This window comes from Streptomyces sp. CBMA152 (assembly GCF_014596475.1).
In the GTDB taxonomy this organism is placed as follows: Bacteria; Actinomycetota; Actinomycetes; order Streptomycetales; family Streptomycetaceae; genus Streptomyces.
Genome location: NZ_MECJ01000030.1, coordinates 1 through 18,655 on the forward strand (window position 1 = coordinate 1; position 18,655 = coordinate 18,655).

Annotated in this window: 15 protein-coding genes and 1 tRNA gene; 6 read left to right on the forward strand and 10 right to left on the reverse strand. The window is 71.9% G+C overall.

What is annotated here, in order from left to right:
- Window positions 1-108: 108 nt before the first annotated feature.
- Together BG418_RS30665 and BG418_RS30670 are read left to right on the forward strand one after the other, a co-directional pair.
- Window positions 109-897 (forward strand): methyltransferase domain-containing protein, encoded by a 789-nt coding sequence (locus tag BG418_RS30665; RefSeq protein WP_188277408.1) that lies wholly within the window; start codon window positions 109-111, stop codon window positions 895-897.
- Window positions 898-1,257, forward strand: a complete 360-nt coding sequence (locus BG418_RS30670; RefSeq protein ID WP_188277311.1) for a VOC family protein — start codon at window positions 898-900, stop codon at window positions 1,255-1,257.
- Window positions 1,258-1,317: 60 nt separating this feature from the next.
- Here the strand turns inward: BG418_RS30670 and BG418_RS30675 are convergent, their stop codons facing one another.
- The 3 genes from BG418_RS30675 to BG418_RS30685 all read right to left on the reverse strand — a co-directional run bounded on the left by BG418_RS30675 (window position 1,318) and on the right by BG418_RS30685 (window position 5,024).
- Window positions 1,318-3,024, reverse strand: a complete 1,707-nt coding sequence (locus BG418_RS30675; RefSeq protein WP_317453813.1) for a VCBS repeat-containing protein — start codon at window positions 3,022-3,024, stop codon at window positions 1,318-1,320.
- A gap of 273 nt (window positions 3,025-3,297) precedes the next feature.
- A complete protein-coding gene (locus tag BG418_RS30680; protein WP_188277312.1) occupies window positions 3,298-3,999 on the reverse strand; it encodes a TetR/AcrR family transcriptional regulator in 702 nt (233 codons plus the stop codon).
- Entirely contained in the window at window positions 3,996-5,024 is a 1,029-nt protein-coding gene (locus BG418_RS30685) for a fatty acid desaturase (RefSeq protein WP_188277313.1), read from the reverse strand. The genes BG418_RS30680 and BG418_RS30685 overlap by 4 nt, the downstream gene beginning before the upstream one ends.
- Window positions 5,025-5,243: 219 nt before the next feature.
- Between BG418_RS30685 and ppc the strand changes: the two genes are divergently transcribed.
- Window positions 5,244-7,973, forward strand: coding sequence for a phosphoenolpyruvate carboxylase (gene ppc / locus BG418_RS30690; RefSeq protein WP_188277314.1), 2,730 nt, complete (start codon window positions 5,244-5,246; stop codon window positions 7,971-7,973).
- A gap of 68 nt (window positions 7,974-8,041) precedes the next feature.
- Here ppc and pth read toward each other — a convergent pair whose 3' ends face one another.
- The 5 genes from pth to BG418_RS30715 all read right to left on the reverse strand — a co-directional run bounded on the left by pth (window position 8,042) and on the right by BG418_RS30715 (window position 12,256).
- Window positions 8,042-8,635, reverse strand: a complete 594-nt coding sequence (pth, locus tag BG418_RS30695) for an aminoacyl-tRNA hydrolase (RefSeq protein ID WP_188277315.1) — start codon at window positions 8,633-8,635, stop codon at window positions 8,042-8,044.
- A gap of 88 nt (window positions 8,636-8,723) precedes the next feature.
- Entirely contained in the window at window positions 8,724-9,311 is a 588-nt protein-coding gene (locus BG418_RS30700; RefSeq protein WP_188277316.1) for a 50S ribosomal protein L25/general stress protein Ctc, read from the reverse strand.
- A 195-nt stretch (window positions 9,312-9,506) separates the two neighbouring features.
- Window positions 9,507-10,481: a ribose-phosphate diphosphokinase gene (locus BG418_RS30705; RefSeq protein WP_188277317.1), complete on the reverse strand. Its 975-nt coding sequence runs from the start codon at window positions 10,479-10,481 to the stop codon at window positions 9,507-9,509.
- A gap of 117 nt (window positions 10,482-10,598) precedes the next feature.
- Window positions 10,599-12,047: a bifunctional UDP-N-acetylglucosamine diphosphorylase/glucosamine-1-phosphate N-acetyltransferase GlmU gene (glmU, locus tag BG418_RS30710; protein WP_188277318.1), complete on the reverse strand. Its 1,449-nt coding sequence runs from the start codon at window positions 12,045-12,047 to the stop codon at window positions 10,599-10,601.
- A 134-nt stretch (window positions 12,048-12,181) separates the two neighbouring features.
- Window positions 12,182-12,256 (reverse strand) — tRNA-Gln (locus BG418_RS30715).
- Window positions 12,257-12,429: 173 nt separating this feature from the next.
- Here BG418_RS30715 and BG418_RS30720 point away from each other — a divergent pair.
- The gene (locus BG418_RS30720; protein ID WP_188277319.1) at window positions 12,430-13,743 is read left to right on the forward strand and encodes a sensor histidine kinase; all 1,314 of its coding nucleotides are present in this window, start codon (window positions 12,430-12,432) and stop codon (window positions 13,741-13,743) included.
- 22 nt (window positions 13,744-13,765) lie between these two features.
- Here the strand turns inward: BG418_RS30720 and BG418_RS30725 are convergent, their stop codons facing one another.
- Both BG418_RS30725 and BG418_RS30730 read right to left on the reverse strand, forming a co-directional pair.
- On the reverse strand, window positions 13,766-14,257 hold the full coding sequence (locus BG418_RS30725) for an SUKH-3 domain-containing protein (RefSeq protein ID WP_188277320.1): 492 nt from the start codon (window positions 14,255-14,257) through the stop codon (window positions 13,766-13,768).
- 10 nt (window positions 14,258-14,267) lie between these two features.
- Window positions 14,268-14,789, reverse strand: a complete 522-nt coding sequence (locus BG418_RS30730) for a YwqJ-related putative deaminase (RefSeq protein WP_188277321.1) — start codon at window positions 14,787-14,789, stop codon at window positions 14,268-14,270.
- Window positions 14,790-15,079: 290 nt separating this feature from the next.
- Here BG418_RS30730 and BG418_RS30735 point away from each other — a divergent pair, with 290 nt between their 5' ends.
- Both BG418_RS30735 and BG418_RS30740 read left to right on the forward strand, forming a co-directional pair.
- A complete protein-coding gene (locus tag BG418_RS30735) occupies window positions 15,080-16,054 on the forward strand; it encodes an SMI1/KNR4 family protein (protein WP_188277322.1) in 975 nt (324 codons plus the stop codon).
- A gap of 5 nt (window positions 16,055-16,059) precedes the next feature.
- Window positions 16,060-18,504 carry an SUKH-4 family immunity protein gene (locus BG418_RS30740; protein WP_188277323.1) on the forward strand — a complete coding sequence of 815 codons (2,445 nt, stop codon included), beginning with the start codon at window positions 16,060-16,062 and terminating at the stop codon, window positions 18,502-18,504.
- Window positions 18,505-18,655 lie beyond the last annotated feature (151 nt).

Below are 18,655 nucleotides of genomic sequence, written 5' to 3' on the forward strand. Positions count from 1 at the left end.
GGGCCGCACCGGCCTCGCCGGGGCGGGTCGGCCCGCCGGGTGGGTGCCCGGCCGCCGCGGCCCGTTCGGCGCCGGGGGCCGGCGTCCGCCTCGTATCGCGGACCTCGGCTGCGCCTCGCCGGGGCGGGTCGGCCCGCCGGGTGGGTGCCCGGCCGCCGCGGCCCGTTCGGCGCCGGGGGCCGGCGTCCGCCTCGTATCGCGGACCTCGGCTGCGGCCCCGGCAATGTCACCGTGCTGCTCGCCGACCGCTGGCCCGATGCCCGGATCACCGGCTTCGACCTCTCGCCCGAGATGCTCGCCCAGGCCGACAAGGACCACGCGGGCACCACGGCGGGCGGCGGCTGGCTGGACTTCCGCCCGGCCGACCTCGCGCACTGGACGCCCGAGGAGCCGTACGACCTGATCGTCTCCAACGCCGCCCTGCAATGGGTCCCCAACCACCCCGAGTCCTTCGCGCCCTGGATCGACGGCCTCGCGCCCGGCGGCACCCTCGCCTTCCAGGTGCCCGGCAACTTCACCGCGCCCAGCCACGCCCTGCTCGGCGAGCTCTGCGAGTCCCCGCGCTGGCGCACGCGCCTCGGCGACCACGGACGCCGCTATGTCCACATCCTCGAACCGGCCGACTATCTGCTGCGGCTCAACGACCTGGGCTGTGAGGTCGACGTCTGGGAGACCACGTACTCCCAGCTGCTGCCCGGCGAGGACCCCGTTCTCGACTGGGTGAAGGGCACGGCCCTGCGCCCGGTCCTCACCGAACTCGCCGACGACCAGGAGGCGGTGGCCGCCTTCCTCGGCGAGTACCGCGACCTGCTGCGCGCGGCCTATCCACCCGGCCCGCACGGCACCGTCTTCCCGTTCCGCCGCATCTTCGCCGTCGCGCGAAGGAAGGATTCCTGAATGCTCGCCGCTGTCGACCACGTCCAACTCGCCGCCCCCATAGGCAGCGAGGACCTGCTCCGTACGTACTACGAAGGGGTCCTCGGCATGACCGAGATCCCCAAGCCGCCGGTGCTCGCGGCCCGTGGTGGCTGCTGGTTCGCGTACGGTCCGGTCCAGCTCCACCTGGGGGTGGAGGAGGGCTTCCACCCCGCTCGCAAGGCCCACCCGGGGCTGCGGGTCACGGACATCGAGGCGTACGCGCGCCGCCTGGAGGAGCGCGGCGCCAAAGTGGTCTGGGACGCCAACCTGCCCGGGCACAAGCGGTTCTACTCCGAGGACCCGGTCGGCAACCGGCTGGAATTCCTGGAGCCGTTCTAGAGGGCGCATACGAGTGCCCCGCCGCCGGAAACCCGGCAGCGGGGCACTCACGCCTGTCTCTTAGTACAGGTCGCGGTAGGTGTTCCAGCCGTCGCCGAGCTTCACGCGGGACTTGAAGCCGCCGTAGCCGTTGGAGACGTAACGGAACGCCTCGCCACGGGAGTTGGTGGCCACCAGGTCGGCGCGTCCGTCGCCGTTGATGTCACCGGGGGCGGCGATGTTCTTGAACTGGTCCCAGCCGCCGCCGATGTAGACGCGCGAGGCGAACGGCGCCGACGAGTTGCCGGTGCCCGGGTACAGGTAGAGGCGGCCGTCGCGGGTGCGCGCGACGATGTCCGCGAGCCCGTCGCCGTTGATGTCACCGGCCCCGACGATCTTGTCGTACGCGTTCCAGCCGCCGCCGATCCTGATGCGCTGGGCGAACTGGTAGCCGTTGCCGTAGCCCCGGTACAGGTACAGCGTGCCGGAGCCGTCGCGGGCCAGCAGGTCGTTCTTGCCGTCGTTGTTCAGGTCGCCCGCGCCGACGAGGGTGTTGTACTGGCCCCAGCCGCCGCCCGCGTCGTTCTGGGCCGAGCCGATGTAGAGGTGGCCGGAGTCCCACTGGAGCACGTCGCCGTAGATCGAGCCGCTGAGCGAGGCCGCGAAGGCGATGTGGTCGGCGTCCGCGAAGTCGCCGGTGGGGCTGGACTGGACGCGCGGCGAGAGCTGCCCGTTGTACACGGTGTAGTAGTGGTACAGCGTGCCCCGGTTGTCCCGGCCGATGATGCCGTTCTTGCCCGGGGTGGGGTTGGCGCCCGAACCGCTGAAGGCCTGCGTCTCCTGCCAGTTCGTGCCCATCTCCTGGGGGCTGGCGAAGTTGCCCTTGCCGTCGGAGGCGTAGAAGTACAGCGTGCCGCTGTTGCTGCGGGCGACGAGGTCCGCGTAGCCGTCGCCGTTGCCGTCGTCGATGGACATCAGCTGGTTGTACGCGTCCCAGCCGCCGCCGATGCGCACGCGCGGCTTGAACGGGGCGGAGGCGTCGCCGGTGCCCGCGTAGAAGTACAGGTCGCCGCCGGGCGTACGGGCCACGACGTCGCCGAAGCCGTCGCCGTTCATGTCGTTGGCGCCGACGATCTGGTCGTAGGCCTCCCAGCCGCCGCCGACCTTGATCCGGCTCCCGAACGGGTCGCCGTGGGCGGTGCCCGTGCCCGGGTAGAGGTACAGGTCGCCGCCGGGCGTACGGGCCAGCACGTCGCCCTTGCCGTCACCGGTGAGGTCGGCGGCCCCGACGACCTTGTTGTAGGCGTTCCAGCCGCCGCCGGACCAGGTCGGGTACGAGGCGCCGTTGTTCGAGACGTCGGCGTAGAGCGACAGGGTGCCGTCGGCGCCCAGGGTCAGCAGCTCGGGGCTGCCGTTCCCGTCCAGGTCGCCCGGCGTGATGAGGTCCTTGTAGGTGCCGAAGGAGTTGGCGAATTCGGCGTTCTCCTTCTCCTTCCAGGTCTCCAGGTACGTCTTGCTGTCCAGGCCCCGGTAGAGCAGGTCCGTCACGCCGTCCTTGTTGAGGTCCAGACGCGGCTTGGCCGGGTGGGCGGCCGCGAGGGCCGACGCCCGTACGCGGTGCTTGGGCAGCGCGGCCGACGGCTTGGCGGCGGCGGGCCTGGCGCTCTCGGTGGTGGCGTGCGGCGCCGCCGGCTTCGCGTCGGCGGTGGCGGTGCCGGAGAGCAGCATGCCGGCCGAGAGCGCGAGGGCGGTGCAGGCCGCGAGGCGGCCGGCGCGCGGAATGCGCACAGAAGACAAAATTCCCCCCAGGGAATGTGCGTGGAACCGGGTCGAATTCATCGCGGCGCGGACGAAGAGCGGCGCACGCGGAACATTCCTCGCGGGGCATCCGCGGCGCAGTTCTGCGCACACGTTGCCGCTCGCGTGGAAATGGCGAATTCCCCCCCGGGAATGTGCGTGAAGCTTACAGCTGTTGCGGCTGTGGTTGAAGGGGAAAATGGGCCATGGAGGAAACCCCCGGTGGCCGCCCAGGAAACTCCCGGGCTCCCGGCTCCCGCCGCCTCAGTTCTTGCGGTGCCCTATCAGGCGCGGCTTCTGCTCCAGGCCGTCCAGGCCGTGCCACGCCAGGTTCACCAGATGGGCGGCGACCTCCGCCTTCTTGGGCTTGCGCACGTCCAGCCACCACTGACCGGTGAGCGCGACCATGCCGACCAGGGCCTGCGCGTACAGCGGGGCGAGCTTCGGGTCGAAGCCGCGCGCCTTGAACTCCAGGCCGAGGATGTCCTCGACCTGGGTGGCGATGTCGGAGATCAGCGACGCGAAGGTGCCGGTGGACTGCGCCACGGGGGAGTCGCGCACCAGGATCCGGAAGCCGTCGGTGTACTTCTCGATGTAGTCGAGCAGGGCGAACGCGGCCTGTTCCAGGAGCTCGCGCGGATGACCGGCGGTCAGGGCGCCCGTCACCCCGTCCAGGAGCGAGCGCATCTCGCGGTCGACCACCACCGCGTACAGGCCCTCCTTGCCGCCGAAGTGCTCGTACACCACGGGCTTGGAGACGCCGGCCTTCGCGGCGATCTCCTCGACCGAGGTGCCCTCGAAGCCCTTCTCGGCGAAGAGCGTGCGACCGATGTCCAGCAGCTGCTCCCGGCGCTCCGCGCCCGTCATCCGGGTGCGGCGGGCCCGCCGGGGTCTGTCGGGGCCCGTCGGACCGTTGGTGCTGGTCGCGCGGGTGGTGCTGGAGTCGGTCGCCACGTCCTCCATCATGCCGCCTCTGCGGCCTTCTCCTTACGAGAGCTCTCCTCGTGGGCCTTCTCCGTGCGCCGCGAGGGGGCGCCGGGCTCGCTGCGCTTGGACTCCAGGCGGGCCTCGGTGGGCCAGCGCACGTCGTACGCCCAGCCCAGCTGCTCGCACCAGCGGATGATGCGGGCGCTGGAGTCGATCTGGCCGCGCATCACGCCGTGGCGGGCCGAGGTCGGGTCGGCGTGGTGCAGGTTGTGCCAGGACTCGCCGCACGAGAGGACCGCCAGCCACCACACGTTCCCGGAGCGGTCACGGGATTTGAAGGGGCGCTTGCCGACCGCGTGGCAGATGGAGTTGATCGACCAGGTGACGTGGTGCAGCAGCGCGACGCGGACCATCGAGCCCCAGAAGAACGCGGTGAACGCGCCCCACCACGACATCGTCACCAGACCGCCCACGATCGGCGGAATGGCGAGGGAGAGGATCGTGTAGTAGACGAAGTCGCGCGAGATCCGGCGGATCGCCGGGTCCTTGATCAGGTCGGGCGCGTACTTCTCCTGCGAGGTCTGCTCCTCGTCGAACATCCACGCGATGTGGGCCCACCACAGGCCCTTCATCAGCGCGGGCAGCGTCTCGCCGAACCGCCACGGAGAGTGAGGGTCGCCCTCGGCGTCGGAGAACTTGTGGTGCTTGCGGTGGTCGGCCACCCAGCGCACCAGCGGGCCCTCGACGGCCATCGACCCGGCGACGGCCAGCGCGATGCGCAGCGGGCGCTTCGCCTTGAACGAGCCATGGGTGAAGTAGCGGTGGAAGCCGATGGTGATGCCGTGGCAGCCCAGGTAGTACATGAACACCATCAGGCCCAGGTCCAGCCAGCTCACGCCCCAGCCCCAGGCCAGCGGCACGGCCGCGAGCAACGCCACGAACGGCACGACGATGAAGAACAGGAGGGCGATCTGCTCGACGGACCGTTTGCTCTCGCCCCCGCGGGTCGCGGGGGAGTCCGGCGGCTCGGTGGCCGGGTCGATCAGGTCGGGGCTGGTGGTCATGGGGCGTCCCCCCGGGGGGTTAAGTGAAGAAGACGAGACGCCTGGCTACGGATGCGTAACCTACGGCGACGTAAGTATGGCAGTGACCCGGCCCCGTACAAGAGGGCAGTGGACTGCGCCGCGCGGAGGGACACCTATCCTGGGTGTCGTCGGACAGCGCGGTCCGCAAGCCTCCAGTACCCCTCCAGACGTGCTCAAACACTGCAAGGAGCCGCACCTGTGAGCAGTGCCGACCAGACCCCCGCCGCCAGCCCCGAGCTTCGCGCCGACATCCGCCGACTGGGTGACCTCCTCGGAGAGGCCCTGGTGCGCCAGGAAGGCCCCGAGCTCCTGGAGCTCGTCGAGCGCGTCCGTGCGCTCACCCGTACGGACGGGGAGGCCGCCGCCGAGCTGCTCGGCGGCACCGAGGTGGAGACCGCCGCCAAGCTCGTCCGCGCCTTCTCCACCTACTTCCACCTCGCCAACGTCACCGAGCAGGTGCACCGCGGCCGTGAGCTGCGCGCCCACCGGGCCGCCGAGGGCGGGCTCCTCGCCCGTACCGCCGACATGCTCAAGGACGCCGACCCCGAGCACCTGCGCGCGACGGTCAAGAACCTGAACGTGCGCCCGGTCTTCACCGCGCACCCCACGGAGGCGGCCCGCCGCTCCGTGCTCAACAAGCTGCGCCGTATCGCGGCCCTCCTGGACACGCCGGTCACCGAGGCCGACCGGCGCCGCGTGGACCTGCGGCTCGCCGAGAACATCGACCTCATCTGGCAGACCGACGAGCTGCGGGTGGTCCGCCCCGAGCCCGCCGACGAGGCGCGCAACGCCATCTACTACCTGGACGAGCTGCACGCCAACGCGGTCGGCGACGTCCTGGAGGACCTGGCGGCCGAGCTGGAGCGGGTCGGTGTCGAGCTGCCCGCCGGGACCCGGCCGCTCACCTTCGGCACCTGGATCGGCGGCGACCGCGACGGCAACCCCAATGTGACCCCGCAGGTCACCTGGGACGTGCTGATCCTCCAGCACGAGCACGGCATCAACGACGCGCTCGAACTGATCGACTTCCTGCGCGGACTGCTCTCCAACTCGATCCGGTACGCGGGCGCCACCGAGGAACTGCTCTCCTCCCTCCAGGCCGACCTTGAGGCGCTGCCCGAGATCAGCCCCCGCTACAAGCGGCTCAACGCCGAGGAGCCCTACCGGCTCAAGGCCACCTGCGTACGCCAGAAGCTGGTGAACACCAAGGAGCGCCTCGCCAAGGGCACCCCGCACCAGCCGGGCCGCGACTACCTGGGCACCTCCGAGCTGCTCGCGGACCTCACCCTGATCCAGACGTCGCTGCGCGAGCACCGCGGCGGTCTGTTCGCCGACGGCCGTATGGACCGCACGATCCGCACGCTCGCGGCGTTCGGCCTCCAGCTCGCCACCATGGACGTACGCGAGCACGCCGACGCGCACCACCACGCGCTCGGGCAGCTCTTCGACCGGCTCGGCGAGGAGTCCTGGCGCTACGCGGACATGCCGCGCGAGTACCGCCAGAAGCTGCTCGCCAAGGAGCTCCGCTCGCGGCGCCCGCTGGCGCCCACGCCCGCGCCGCTGGACGAGGCCGGGCAGAAGACGCTGGGCGTCTTCGGCACGATCACGGAGGCGTTCGAGCGGTTCGGGCCCGAGGTGATCGAGTCGTACATCATCTCGATGTGCCAGGGCGCGGACGACGTGTTCGCGGCCGCCGTGCTCGCCCGTGAGGCCGGGCTCGTCGATCTGCACGCGGGCTGGGCGAAGATCGGCATCGTGCCGCTCCTGGAGACCACGGACGAGCTGCGCGCGGCCGACGTGATCCTGGACGAGATGCTGGCGGACCCGTCGTACCGCCGTCTGGTGTCGCTGCGCGGCGACGTCCAGGAGGTCATGCTCGGCTACTCCGACTCCTCCAAGTTCGGCGGCATCACCACCTCGCAGTGGGAGATCCACCGTGCCCAGCGGCGGCTCCGCGACGTGGCGCACCGCTACGGCGTACGGCTGCGGCTCTTCCACGGCCGCGGCGGCACCGTCGGCCGTGGCGGCGGCCCCTCGCACGACGCGATCCTGGCGCAGCCGTGGGGCACGCTTGAGGGCGAGATCAAGGTGACCGAGCAGGGCGAGGTCATCTCCGACAAGTACCTCATCCCGTCGCTGGCCAGGGAGAACCTGGAGCTCACCGTCGCGGCCACGCTCCAGGCGTCCGCGCTGCACACCGCCCCGCGCCAGTCCGACGAGGCGCTGGCGCGCTGGGACGCGGCGATGGACACGGTGTCCGAAGCGGCGCACGCGGCCTACCGCAAGCTGGTCGAGGACCCGGACCTGCCGGCGTACTTCTTCGCCTCCACGCCGGTCGACCAGCTCGCCGAGCTGCACCTGGGCTCGCGCCCGTCGCGCCGCCCGGACTCCGGCGCGGGCCTGGACGGCCTGCGCGCGATCCCGTGGGTGTTCGGCTGGACGCAGTCGCGGCAGATCGTGCCCGGCTGGTACGGCGTGGGCTCGGGCCTGAAGGCGCTGCGCGAGGCGGGCCTGGACACCGTGCTCGACGAGATGCACGAGCGCTGGCACTTCTTCCAGAACTTCATCTCCAACGTCGAGATGACCCTGGCCAAGACGGACCTGCGGATCGCCCGCCACTACGTCGACACGCTCGTCCCCGACGACCTCAAGCACGTCTTCGCGGACATCGAGGAGGAGCACGCGCTCACGGTGAGCGAGGTCCTGCGCATCACCGGCGGCGACCAACTCCTCGGCTCCCACCCGGTCCTCCAGCAGACGTTCGCGATCCGCGACGCCTATCTGGACCCGATCTCCTACCTCCAGGTCGCGCTCCTGGCCCGCCAGCGCGCAGAGGCGGAACGCGGCGAGACCCCGGACCCGCTGCTCGCCCGGGCGCTGCTGCTGACGGTGAACGGCGTGGCGGCGGGGCTCCGTAACACCGGCTGACCGCCGCGCGGACATGGCGAAGCCCCGGTGGCCGATCGGCCGCCGGGGCTTTCCCGTACGTACGCGCGCTAGGAGTTGTACGTCGACTGCGCCCGCTCAAGGCCCTCGATGACCAGGGCCTCCACGGCGTCGGCCGCGCGGTCCACGAAGTAGTCGAGTTCCTTGCGTTCGGTCGACGAGAAGTCCTTGAGGACGAAGTCGGCGACCTGCATGCGGCCGGGCGGGCGGCCGATGCCGAAGCGGACGCGGTGGTAGTCGGGGCCGAACGACTTGGTCATCGACTTGAGGCCGTTGTGGCCGTTGTCGCCGCCGCCGAGCTTCAGGCGGAGCACGCCGTAGTCGATGTCGAGTTCGTCGTGGACGGCGACGATGTTCTCGACCGGCACCTTGTAGAAGTCGCGCAGCGCGGTGACGGGGCCGCCCGACAGGTTCATGTACGAGAGCGGCTTGGCCAGGATCACCCGGCGGTTGAGCGGGCCGGCCGGGCCGATGCGGCCCTCGACGACCTGCGCGCGGGCCTTGTGCGCCTTGAACTTGCCGCCGATGCGGGAGGCGAGGAGGTCGGCCACCATGAAGCCGACGTTGTGCCGGTTGCCCACGTACTCGGGGCCGGGGTTGCCGAGCCCCACGACCAGCCAGGGGGCGTTCGCTTCCGTGGTCATCTGTGCTGCGTCTCTCCTCGCGTGACGACAAGAAAAACGGGGTGGCGGGCCGCAGTGGCCCGCCACCCCGTCAGGCAGAGCGTACGGCTCAGGCCTCGGCGGACGCGTCGCCCTCGGCCTCGGCAGCCGGCTCCTCGGCCTGGGCGGCCAGGATCTGGATGACGACGGCCTCGGGGTCGGTGACCAGCGTGGTGCCCTTGGGCAGCGCGATGTCCTTGGCGTGGATGGAGGCGCCGGCCTCCAGGCCCTCGATGGAGACGGAGACGGAGGTCGGGATGTGGGTGGCCTCGGCCTCGACGGAGAGCGTGTTCAGCACGTTCTCGACGAGGAAGCTGCCCGGGGCGAGGTCGCCCTCGGTCTCGACGGCGACCTCGACCGTGACCTTCTCGCCGCGGCGGACGAGCAGCAGGTCGACGTGGACCAGGTAGCCCTTGATGGCGTCGCGCTGGACGGCCTTCGGGATCGCCAGCTCGTTCTTGCCGTCGATGTCCAGGGAAAGCAGGACGTTGGCGGTACGCAGGGCGAGCTGCAGCTCGTGGCCCGGCAGCGTGATGTGGACCGGCTCGGTGCCGTGACCGTAGACGACGGCCGGAACCTTGTTCTCACGGCGGATGCTGCGGGCGGCGCCCTTGCCGAAGCTGTTACGGACCTCAGCGGCGAGCTTGACCTCGGACATGTGCACTCCTCGTATAACCAGATGGATAGCTGTGGCTGGTTACCCGGCCACGACTGGCCTGCTACGAAGAGCGCGTCGATAACGGACCGCCGTACCGATACAGGTACGGCCTCCCTCGCCGAGCAACTCGATGAGTCTACCCGGCCGGGAGGCCGCACCCAAAAGGATCTTCTGGACCCCGGAGGATCCCGGTGCCTACTGCTCCTCGAAGAGGCTCGTGACCGAGCCGTCCTCGAAGACCTCGCGGATCGCGCGGGCGATCGACGGGGCGATCGACAGGACCGTGATCTTGTCGAGCTCCAGGTCGGACGGGTCCGGGAGGGTGTTCGTGAACACGAACTCGCTCACCTTGGAGTTCTTCAGGCGGTCGGCGGCCGGGCCCGACAGGATGCCGTGCGTGGCCGTCACGATGACGTCCTCGGCGCCGTGCGCGAACAGCGCGTCGGCGGCGGCGCAGATGGTGCCACCGGTGTCGATCATGTCGTCGACGAGCACGCAGACGCGGCCCTTGACGTCACCGACGACCTCGTGGACGGTCACCGTGTTGGCGACGTCCTTGTCGCGGCGCTTGTGGACGATCGCCAGCGGCGCGTCCAGGCGGTCGCACCAGCGGTCGGCGACGCGCACGCGGCCGGCGTCCGGGGAGACGATCGTCAGCTTGGAGCGGTCGACCTTGGCGCCCACGTAGTCCGCGAGGACCGGCAGGGCGGTGAGGTGGTCGACCGGGCCGTCGAAGAAGCCCTGGATCTGGTCGGTGTGCAGGTCGACCGTGAGGATGCGGTCGGCGCCGGCGGTCTTCAGGAGGTCGGCGATCAGACGGGCCGAGATCGGCTCGCGGCCCTTGTGCTTCTTGTCCTGGCGGGCGTACCCGTAGGACGGCACGATCACCGTGATGGAGCGGGCCGACGCGCGCTTCAGCGCGTCGATCATGATCAGCTGCTCCATGATCCACTTGTTGATCGGAGCCGTGTGGCTCTGGATCAGGAAGCAGTCGGCGCCGCGCGCCGACTCCTGGAAGCGGACGTAGATCTCACCGTTGGCGAAGTCGAAGGCCTTCGTCGGCACGAGGCCGACACCCAGCTGGTGCGCGACCTCCTCGGCCAGCTCGGGGTGGGCGCGGCCGGAGAAGAGCATCAGCTTCTTCTCGCCGGTCGTCTTGATCCCGGTCACAGCACTGTCTCCTCAGAGGTGTCATCTGCTGCTGAGCCCGCGCGGTCCCTTGGCGACGAGCCAGCCGAATCGTGTGCGTCTATCACGGTACGCCGTGCCAGGCGTAGGTGTTTCCGGTCAGTTTTCGCCAACGGCGTCTTCGGACGCGGCCGAAGCCGCCTGCGCGGCCGCGCTGCCCGGACGCTTGCGGGCCACCCAGCCCTCGATATTCCGCTGCTGGCCCCGGGCGACGGCCAGCGAACCGGCCGGTACGTCCTTGGTGATGACGGACCCGGCGGCGGTGTACGCGCCGTCCCCGACTGTGACAGGAGCAACAAACATGTTGTCCGAACCCGTCTTGCAGTGCGAGCCGATGGTGGTGTGGTGCTTGGCCTCGCCGTCGTAGTTCACGAAGACGCTCGCGGCGCCGATGTTCGTGAACTCGCCGATGGTCGCGTCGCCCACGTACGACAGGTGCGGCACCTTGGTGCCCTCGCCGATCGTCGCGTTCTTGGTCTCGACGTACGTGCCGATCTTCGCCTTCACACCGAGGCGGGTGCCCGGGCGCAGATAGGCGTACGGGCCCACGCTGGCGCCCTCGCCGACCTCGGAGTCGTACGCGACGGTGTTGTCCACGCGCGCGTCGGCGCTCACCTGGACGTTCGCCAGGCGGGAGTTGGGGCCGACCTCGGCGCCGCGGGCCAGGTGCGTCGTGCCGAGCAGCTGGGTGCCCGGGTGGACGAGCGAGTCCTGCTCGAAGGTGACGGTGACGTCGACGAACGTGGTCGCCGGGTCGACGACGGTCACGCCCGCGAGCATCGCGCGCTCAAGCAGGCGGTCGTTGAGCAGGCGGCGGGCCTCGGCGAGCTGGACGCGGTTGTTGATGCCCAGGATCTCGCGGTGGTCCCCGCCGACCGAGGCGCCCACACGGTGCCCGGCCTCGCGCAGGATGCCGAGGACGTCGGTGAGGTACTCCTCGCCCTGGCTGTTGTCGGTGCGCACCTTGCCGAGCGCGTCCGCGAGCAGCGCGCCGTCGAAGGCGAAGACGCCGGAGTTGATCTCCTTGATCGCGCGCTGGGCGTCGGTGGCGTCCTTGTGCTCGACGATCGCGGTGACCGCGCCCGACGCGGCGTCGCGCACGATCCGGCCGTAGCCGGTCGAGTCCGGGACCTCGGCGGTCAGCACGGTGACGGCGTTGCCGTCCGCCTCGTGCGTACGCGTCAGGGCGGCCAGGGTGTCGCCGGTGAGCAGCGGGGTGTCGCCGCAGACCACGACGACGGTGCCCTCGATGGTCTGGCCGAGCTCTTCGAGCGCCATCCGGACCGCGTGGCCGGTGCCGTTCTGCTCGTACTGGACGGCGGTGCGCACCGAGGCGTCGATCGCGCCGAGGTGGGCGCCGACCTGCTCGCGGGCGTGGCCGACGACCACGACCAGGTGCTCGGGGTCGAGCTCACGGGCGGCCGCGACGACGTGGCCGACGAGCGAGCGCCCGCAGATCTCGTGCAGGACCTTGGGGGTGGCCGACTTCATGCGGGTGCCCTCACCCGCTGCGAGGACGACGACGGCTGCCGGGCGATTGGCGCTCACGGTAATGCCCTTCGGCTTTGGGTGGTGGACATCCGCAGGATACCGGGGGGTTCGTAGGCGGAAATCCGGGTGGGGGGCCGTGGGCCGGAAAAACAACCGGGTCCCGACCTCTTAGGTCAGGACCCGAACTGCGCTGGCTCCCCCGCCAGGACTCGAACCCGGACATAAGGCACCAAAAGCCTCAGTGCTGCCAATTACACCACGGGGGATGGAAACCGGTTCAGCCGGACATTGCGTCAGGTCACCGGATCGGCACCCCACACTATGCCGTACCGAGTGCCTTCCGTGCGACGGTGTCGATCACCTTGATCACCGTCCGATCGCCGTGAAGGCGGCCGAAGTCGCCGGAAAATCGCTGGCGGGCGCCCGTAGGCTGGGAGGTATGACCGCAACGGGGGCAGACCACGTCACCGCGGGGACGACCTCCCGCGGCTGGTGGTGGTGGGAACGGCGGCGCAGTGCCGTCCTGGACATAGGGCTCGGGCTGGCGTCCGCGTTCGAGTGCGCACTGGAGGGTGTGAAGTTCGCCGGGGATGCGGGGGTTCCCGTTCCGGTAGGGGTGCTGTTCGGCCTGGTCGCCGGGGCCACGCTGGCCGCGCGGCGGCGGTGGCCGGTCGCGGTCGTCCTGGTGTCGATCGCGGTGACCCCGGCCAACATGGGCTTCCTGCTCGGCATCGTCGGGCTCTACACGCTCGCCGCCTCCGAGGTGCCGCGCCGGATCACCGCGACGCTGGCCGGAATGTGCCTGGCGGGGACGTTCATCGTCACCTTCGTCCGGATGAACCAGAGCGTCGACGACGGCGCCTTCAGCGGCGGGCGCTGGCTGGTGCCGCTCTTCTCCGGCGTGATGTCGCTCGGCCTGACCGGCCCGCCGCTGCTCCTCGGGCTCTACATAGGTGCCCGCAGACGGCTGATGGAGTCGCTGCGCGAGCGCGCCGACTCACTGGAGCGGGAGCTCTCGCTGCTCGCCGACCGCGCCGAGGAGCGCGCCGAGTGGGCCCGTACGGAGGAGCGCACCCGGATCGCCCGCGAGATGCACGACGTGGTGGCCCACCGGGTCTCGCTGATGGTGGTGCACGCGGCCGCGCTCCAGGCGGTGGCCCGCAAGGACCCGGAGAAGGCGGTCAAGAACGCGGTCCTGGTCGGCGACATGGGCCGCCAGGCGCTCACCGAACTGCGCGAGATGCTGGGCGTGCTGCGCACCGGCGAGCCGGTGCGGCGGTCCGACGCGCCCGTCCCGCTGGCCGCCGTGGGGGCCGCGGCCGCGGCTGCCGCTGCCGCCGCCGAGGAGGGACCGTGCCTGGCGGACATCGAGGCGCTGGTCGGCCAGTCCCGCCAGGCCGGGATGGTGGTCGAGCTGGCGGTCCACGGCGAGGGGCGCGCGTATGACGCGCTGGTGGAGCAGACCGCGTACCGGGTGATCCAGGAAGCACTGACCAACGTCCACAAGCACGCGGCGGGCGCCAAGGTGATGGTGCGCCTGGCCCACCGCGAGGACGAGGTCGCCATGCAGATCGAGAACGGCCCGGCCGACGGCGCCACGGCCGACGCCGGGCTGCCCAGCGGTGGCAACGGCCTGGTCGGGATGCGCGAGCGCGTGATGGGCCTGGGCGGCGTGTTCGTGTCCGGCGTGACGGACGCGGGCGGCTGGCGGGTCTCGGCGGTCCTCCCGGACCGCGCGGGCTGCCCCGACTGAACCGCGTCCGTCCCGTACGTACTCAGCCCGCCGACGTCAGACGGACCGGCTGGACGCCCGTGACCAGGGTGTTCAGGGCCAGGTCGAGGTCCGCGCCGAGGTACCAGTCGCCGGTGTGGTCGATGCTGTAGACGCGGCCCTCGGCGTCGATGGCGAGGACGGCCTGCTGGTCGCCCTCCTCGCCGAGCGGAGCCAGTTCGGTCCCCAGGGCGCGGCCCAGGTCCGCGAAGGTACGGGCGAGGTGGAGGCCCGCGACGGGGTCGAAGCGGACGGTCGCGGGGGCGTTGTGGCGGCCGGGCCCCGGCGAGGTCAGCCGCAGCCCGCCGAACTCCGCCCACGCCTCGACGGCGGCCGGGAACACCGTGTGCCGGTGCCCGGCGGGCGAGGCGTGCGAGCGCAGGACGTCGGCCCAGGCCTCGGCCTGCCTGATGTCCCAGCGGCCGGGGTGCCACCCGGCGGCGCGCAGCGCGGCGTCGACGGGGACGGGGAAGCGGGTGGTGGAGACGTCCGGCATCGCGGTCGGTTCAGCCCTTCTCGGCGGGGTCGACGGCACGCACCCCGAAGTGGGCGAGGAGCGCGGTACAGGAGCGGCAGGGCGGCGCGTAGCTGCCGTGCAGCGGGTCGCCGTCCTCGCGGATGCGGCGGGCCGTCAGCTTGGCGTGCTTGAGCGCGCGGCGGGCCTCGCCGTGCGTGAGCGGCTTGCGGGCGGCGCGCTTGGAGCGGCCGGACTCAAGGGCGGCGAGCTGGCGCGAGAGCAGGATCGCCTCCGGGCAGCGGCCGGTGAACCGTTCGCGCTGGCCGCTGGTGAGGGTGTCGTGGAAGTCCTGTACGAGCGGGTGGAGGGCGGGCGGTGCGTCGCCCTTGCCCGCGGTGCAGGTCAGCGTCTCGCCCCGGACGCTGAGCGCGGCGGCGACGGCGGGGAGGATGCCGTCGCGGCGGTGCCTGAGCACGGGCGCGGACGCGGTGGTGGCGCTCCACTGAAGGCGTGGGTCGCCGGTCCGCGGGCCGCCCGTGGTCGTACCCGATATGTCGGTCGTTCCGTGCATGGTGCTGGTTGTCCCTCCCCGTTGCCGACGGGTTCGGCCGCCGGTTGTCAACGCCCCCGTTAACGCCCCGTTGAGGGAACAGACTGCCAAATGTGCCCAGTGGTACGGAAGCTGGGGCACTGCTACGAGAAGGTCCGTGTCGTCACGGTCGTCGCTCGGTGACCTGCTTGTGACAGCTGGTCACAGTGGGGCGGGGGTGGGGGTGCGGGGCACGGACCCGGTATTGCCCCACCGCATAGTCTGGTCCTCACCAGCCAGACGCAGCAGGACGCACGCAGGGGGCATCCGCCATGACGACAGGTCGGCTCGGGCACGCCGCGCCACCCAACGCGGCCTATGCCGGGCAGGTCGTGAACTTCCCGGACCCGGTCCGCGCCGCCCGGCACCTCAGAGGGGTGCGGGTGGACGGGAACGGTCACCCGGACTTCTCCGCGTACGCGCGCGCGGTCGCCGAGATCGCCGAGCCGCCGGAGGGCTTCGGCGTGGACGAGCTGCGGCTGACCGACTACGTGTCGGCCAACGCGGCGCTCGCCGCCGACGGCCATGAGCTCTGGGACACCATCCCGGCGGTCGCCACCCCGCACGGCTGGACCTGGCACCACGTGCCCGGCACCCGCCGGCTCGAACTGGTCCCGGTCGAGGTGAAGGCCCTGCTGCGCCACCACGGCGGTCTGGCGACGGCCGACGTCGACCAGGACAAGCGCGGCACGCGCCCGCTCCAGGAGACGCGCCCGGCGCACTTCGGCGTGCCCAAGCACCTGGTCTCGGTCTCCGAGTCCCAACTGCTCGGCGTGGAGGAGGACTTGGGCTACCGGCTGCCGGGCGCCTACCGGTCCTTCCTGAAGGCGGCGGGCGGCTGCGCCCCGGTCGGCGCGGCGCTCGACGCGGAGCTGGGGCTCCTGGTGGACCAGCCGTTCTTCACGGTGCGGGACGAGGCGGCGGTCAACGACCTCGTCTACATCAACAAGTGCCTGCGCGACCATCTCACCAAGGACTACCTGGGCGTCGCCTTCGTCCAGGGCGGCATCCTCGCGGTGAAGGTGCGGGGCCAGGCGGTCGGCTCGGTCTGGTTCTGCGCGTACGACGACGCGCGCGACCGGGACGGCTGGACCGTGCAGGAGCGCGTGGAGCGCCTGCTGCTGCCCTGCGGGGCCGACTTCGACGAATTCCTGGCACGGCTCGCGGGCAACCCGCCGGAGCTGGAGACCGTGGCGAACCTGATGGTGGACGGCGGCTTCGCGCGCGCCGTGCCGGTGGGGGAGTGAGTGTGATGGTGACCTTCGCCCAGGCGCAGGAGCGCGCGGAAGAGTGGATCAACGGCGATGTGCCCGCGTATCAGCACCGCGAGGTGCAGGTGCGGGAGTTCGAGCTGGGGTTCGTGGTGTGGGCCGAGGACCGCGCCGACGGCCCGTCCTCGGACGGCGGCCGCCAGCGGCTCGTCATCGCCCGCGACAGCGGGGAGGCCACGCTGTGGCCGGGTCTGCCGGTGGGTGAGGTGATCCGCCGTTACGAGGAGGAGTACGGGGTGCCGTCCGACGCCGAGGACGCGGTGCCCGCGCCGCCGCCCGAACGCATCGACCTGAACCAGACGTCGTTCCTGCTGACGCCGCCGGAGTGGCTTCAGGAGGCGGCGGATCGGATCGGGATTCCGGATCGACGCGGTGGCGGTGGCGGGGGCGCGGAGCCTGCCGGTGCCGGTGCGCCGGTCGTGCCTGCCCGGGCCGAGGCCCCGGGTGCTCCTGTGGCGGCGCCGCAGTCGGCGCCCGCACCCGCACCCGCCGCGCCCGCTCCCGTGTCGCCGCCGTTGCCCGCGCCGGCTCCCGCGTGGCCCGCGCCGGTTGCCGAGGCGCCTGCCGGGGCGACCCCGTGGGCCGGTACGGACACCAACGCCGGGTCGGACGACGGGTCCGTACCGCTGCCCGCGACTGTGTTCGCGCCGCCGTTGTCGGGCTCGGACGCGGACGACACCCCGCCGCCCAGGGCGTTGCCCGAGGCGAAGACGGCGCTGCTCCAGGGCGGCAGCCAGCTTCCGCCGACGGCGGTGGCCCCGGCGCTCGACCCGCACGCGCCCCGCCCGGGTGCGCCGGTCGGCCAGCCGCCCGCGGGCATCCCGGGTGCGGCTGTTCCGGGTGCGCCGGTCAATCCCGTCGTGCCCGCGAATCCCGCGACCCCCGCCCCCGTCTCCGCCGCCGACATCGCCGAGGCCGCCACCAGTAAGGCGCCGCCGCCGCGTGCGGCCCGGGGCGGTACTCCGCCGCCTCCCAGTGCCCCCGGTGTGCCCGGGGCTCCGGCCGCGGCGCCTCCGTACGTACCGACGCAGCTGGTCTCGCAGCTCGGGCCCGACGGACCGCAGCCGCCCGGGCCGCCGACACCGCCTCCGCCCGGGGGCGGGGTCCACCACGCCGCGACGATGCTCGCCGACCCGAGCCAGCTGGGCCCGGCCGGACCGAGGGCTCCGCAGCCGCCCGGCCCGCCCGGCGCCCCCGGTGCCGGTCGTCCCGGCGCGCCCCAGCCGCCCGGGCCTCCCGGTGTGCCCGGCGCGCCCCAGCCGCCCGCGCCGCCGGGCGCTCCCGGCATGCCCGGTGCGCAGGCCGCGCCCGGAACGCCCGCCCCCGGCGCGGTGCACCAGGCCGCGACCATGCTGGCCGGCCCCGCCCAGATGGGCCCCGGCGCGCCGCAGGCGCCCGGTCCCGTACCGCCGCCCGCGTACGGCTATCCGCAGCAGCAGCCCACCGGGCTGCCGACGGTCGGGCCCGGCTACCAGGCCGTGCTGCGCTACCGCGCGGCCGACGGGTCCGAGCAGCAGCTCATCCGGCGCTCCGCGCCCGGCATCCCGCACCCCGAGTGGCAGATCTTCCACGAGCTGCGCGGGATGAACGTGCCGCCGGACCACGTTCTGGAGCTGCACACCGAGCTCGCGTCGTGCGAACTGCCCGGCGGCTACTGCGCCCGGATGATCCGGGAGACCTGGCCGCAGGTGCGGATCACCTCCGTCGCTCCGTACGGCACCGACCACGCCTCGCGCCGTCAGGGCGTCCAGCATCTGCTCACCCACCAGGGCGAGCTGGCGCAGGTGGCCGACGGTCCGGCCCGGCCGCAGCCGGTGCGCGCGCCGCTGCCGCAGGTGCAGCCCGCGCCGCCGCTCCCGCCGGAGGGCGTCGCGCACGAACTGGGCGCCGCCTTCGGCCCACAGGGCGTCTTCCGCTTCGACCAGCGGGCGGTGTCCCGCCAGGGCGTGCCCGAGGTCGTCGCCATGACGCTGATGTGGGCGGGCCTGCCGGTGGACTTCGGGCCGTTCTTCTGGGCGCAGGCCGTGCCCGGCCAGCCGGTCCCGACGCTCGCCGAACTCGCCGCGCAGCGGCAGGTGCAGGCCGCGCCGGACGCCGGCTCGTACCTCGTGATGGGTTCCGACTTCGGCCGCGCGATCTGTGTCCAGTACGGCACGGCGAACATCGTCGCGGTGCCGGTGGAGGCGGGCCCGGGCGGCCAGTCGGTGCCGCCGCAGTTCGTCAACTCCGGACTGCCCGAGTTCGTACGGTGCATGGCGCTGCTCGGCACCATGTGGCGCCTGCGGTACGGGCTCAACCCCGAGCAGGCGGGCCGCTGGACGGTCGACTTCCAGGCCCAGCTGGCCGCCCTCGACCCGGCGGCGCTCGCGTCGCCGGAGAGCTGGTGGTCGGTGCTCCTGGAGCAGTTCTGGGACGGCCTGCTCTGATCCGTACGTAGTACGTAAAGAGGTTGGTACGACGAGGCGTTCACCGCGCAGAGCGGTGGGCGCCTCGTCGCCGTTTCCGGTTCTGCTGCTGATTGGCGCATGCTTGACCGTTACGTATGGGCGGAGTGTCGCGTTATGACCGCTTCGCTTC

Excerpts from the sequence above, each read along its gene's own strand:
- BG418_RS30670 (WP_188277311.1), top strand. The coding sequence starts at position 898 with ATGCTCGCCGCTGTCGACCACGTCCAACTCGCCGCCCCCATAGGCAGC.
- BG418_RS30680 (WP_188277312.1), bottom strand. The coding sequence starts at position 3,999 with ATGATGGAGGACGTGGCGACCGACTCCAGCACCACCCGCGCGACCAGC.
- BG418_RS30685 (WP_188277313.1), bottom strand. The coding sequence starts at position 5,024 with ATGACCACCAGCCCCGACCTGATCGACCCGGCCACCGAGCCGCCGGAC.
- pth (WP_188277315.1), bottom strand. The coding sequence starts at position 8,635 with ATGACCACGGAAGCGAACGCCCCCTGGCTGGTCGTGGGGCTCGGCAAC.
- BG418_RS30700 (WP_188277316.1), bottom strand. The coding sequence starts at position 9,311 with ATGTCCGAGGTCAAGCTCGCCGCTGAGGTCCGTAACAGCTTCGGCAAG.
- BG418_RS30720 (WP_188277319.1), top strand. The coding sequence starts at position 12,430 with ATGACCGCAACGGGGGCAGACCACGTCACCGCGGGGACGACCTCCCGC.
- BG418_RS30725 (WP_188277320.1), bottom strand. The coding sequence starts at position 14,257 with ATGCCGGACGTCTCCACCACCCGCTTCCCCGTCCCCGTCGACGCCGCG.
- BG418_RS30730 (WP_188277321.1), bottom strand. The coding sequence starts at position 14,789 with ATGCACGGAACGACCGACATATCGGGTACGACCACGGGCGGCCCGCGG.
- BG418_RS30735 (WP_188277322.1), top strand. The coding sequence starts at position 15,080 with ATGACGACAGGTCGGCTCGGGCACGCCGCGCCACCCAACGCGGCCTAT.
- BG418_RS30740 (WP_188277323.1), top strand. The coding sequence starts at position 16,060 with ATGGTGACCTTCGCCCAGGCGCAGGAGCGCGCGGAAGAGTGGATCAAC.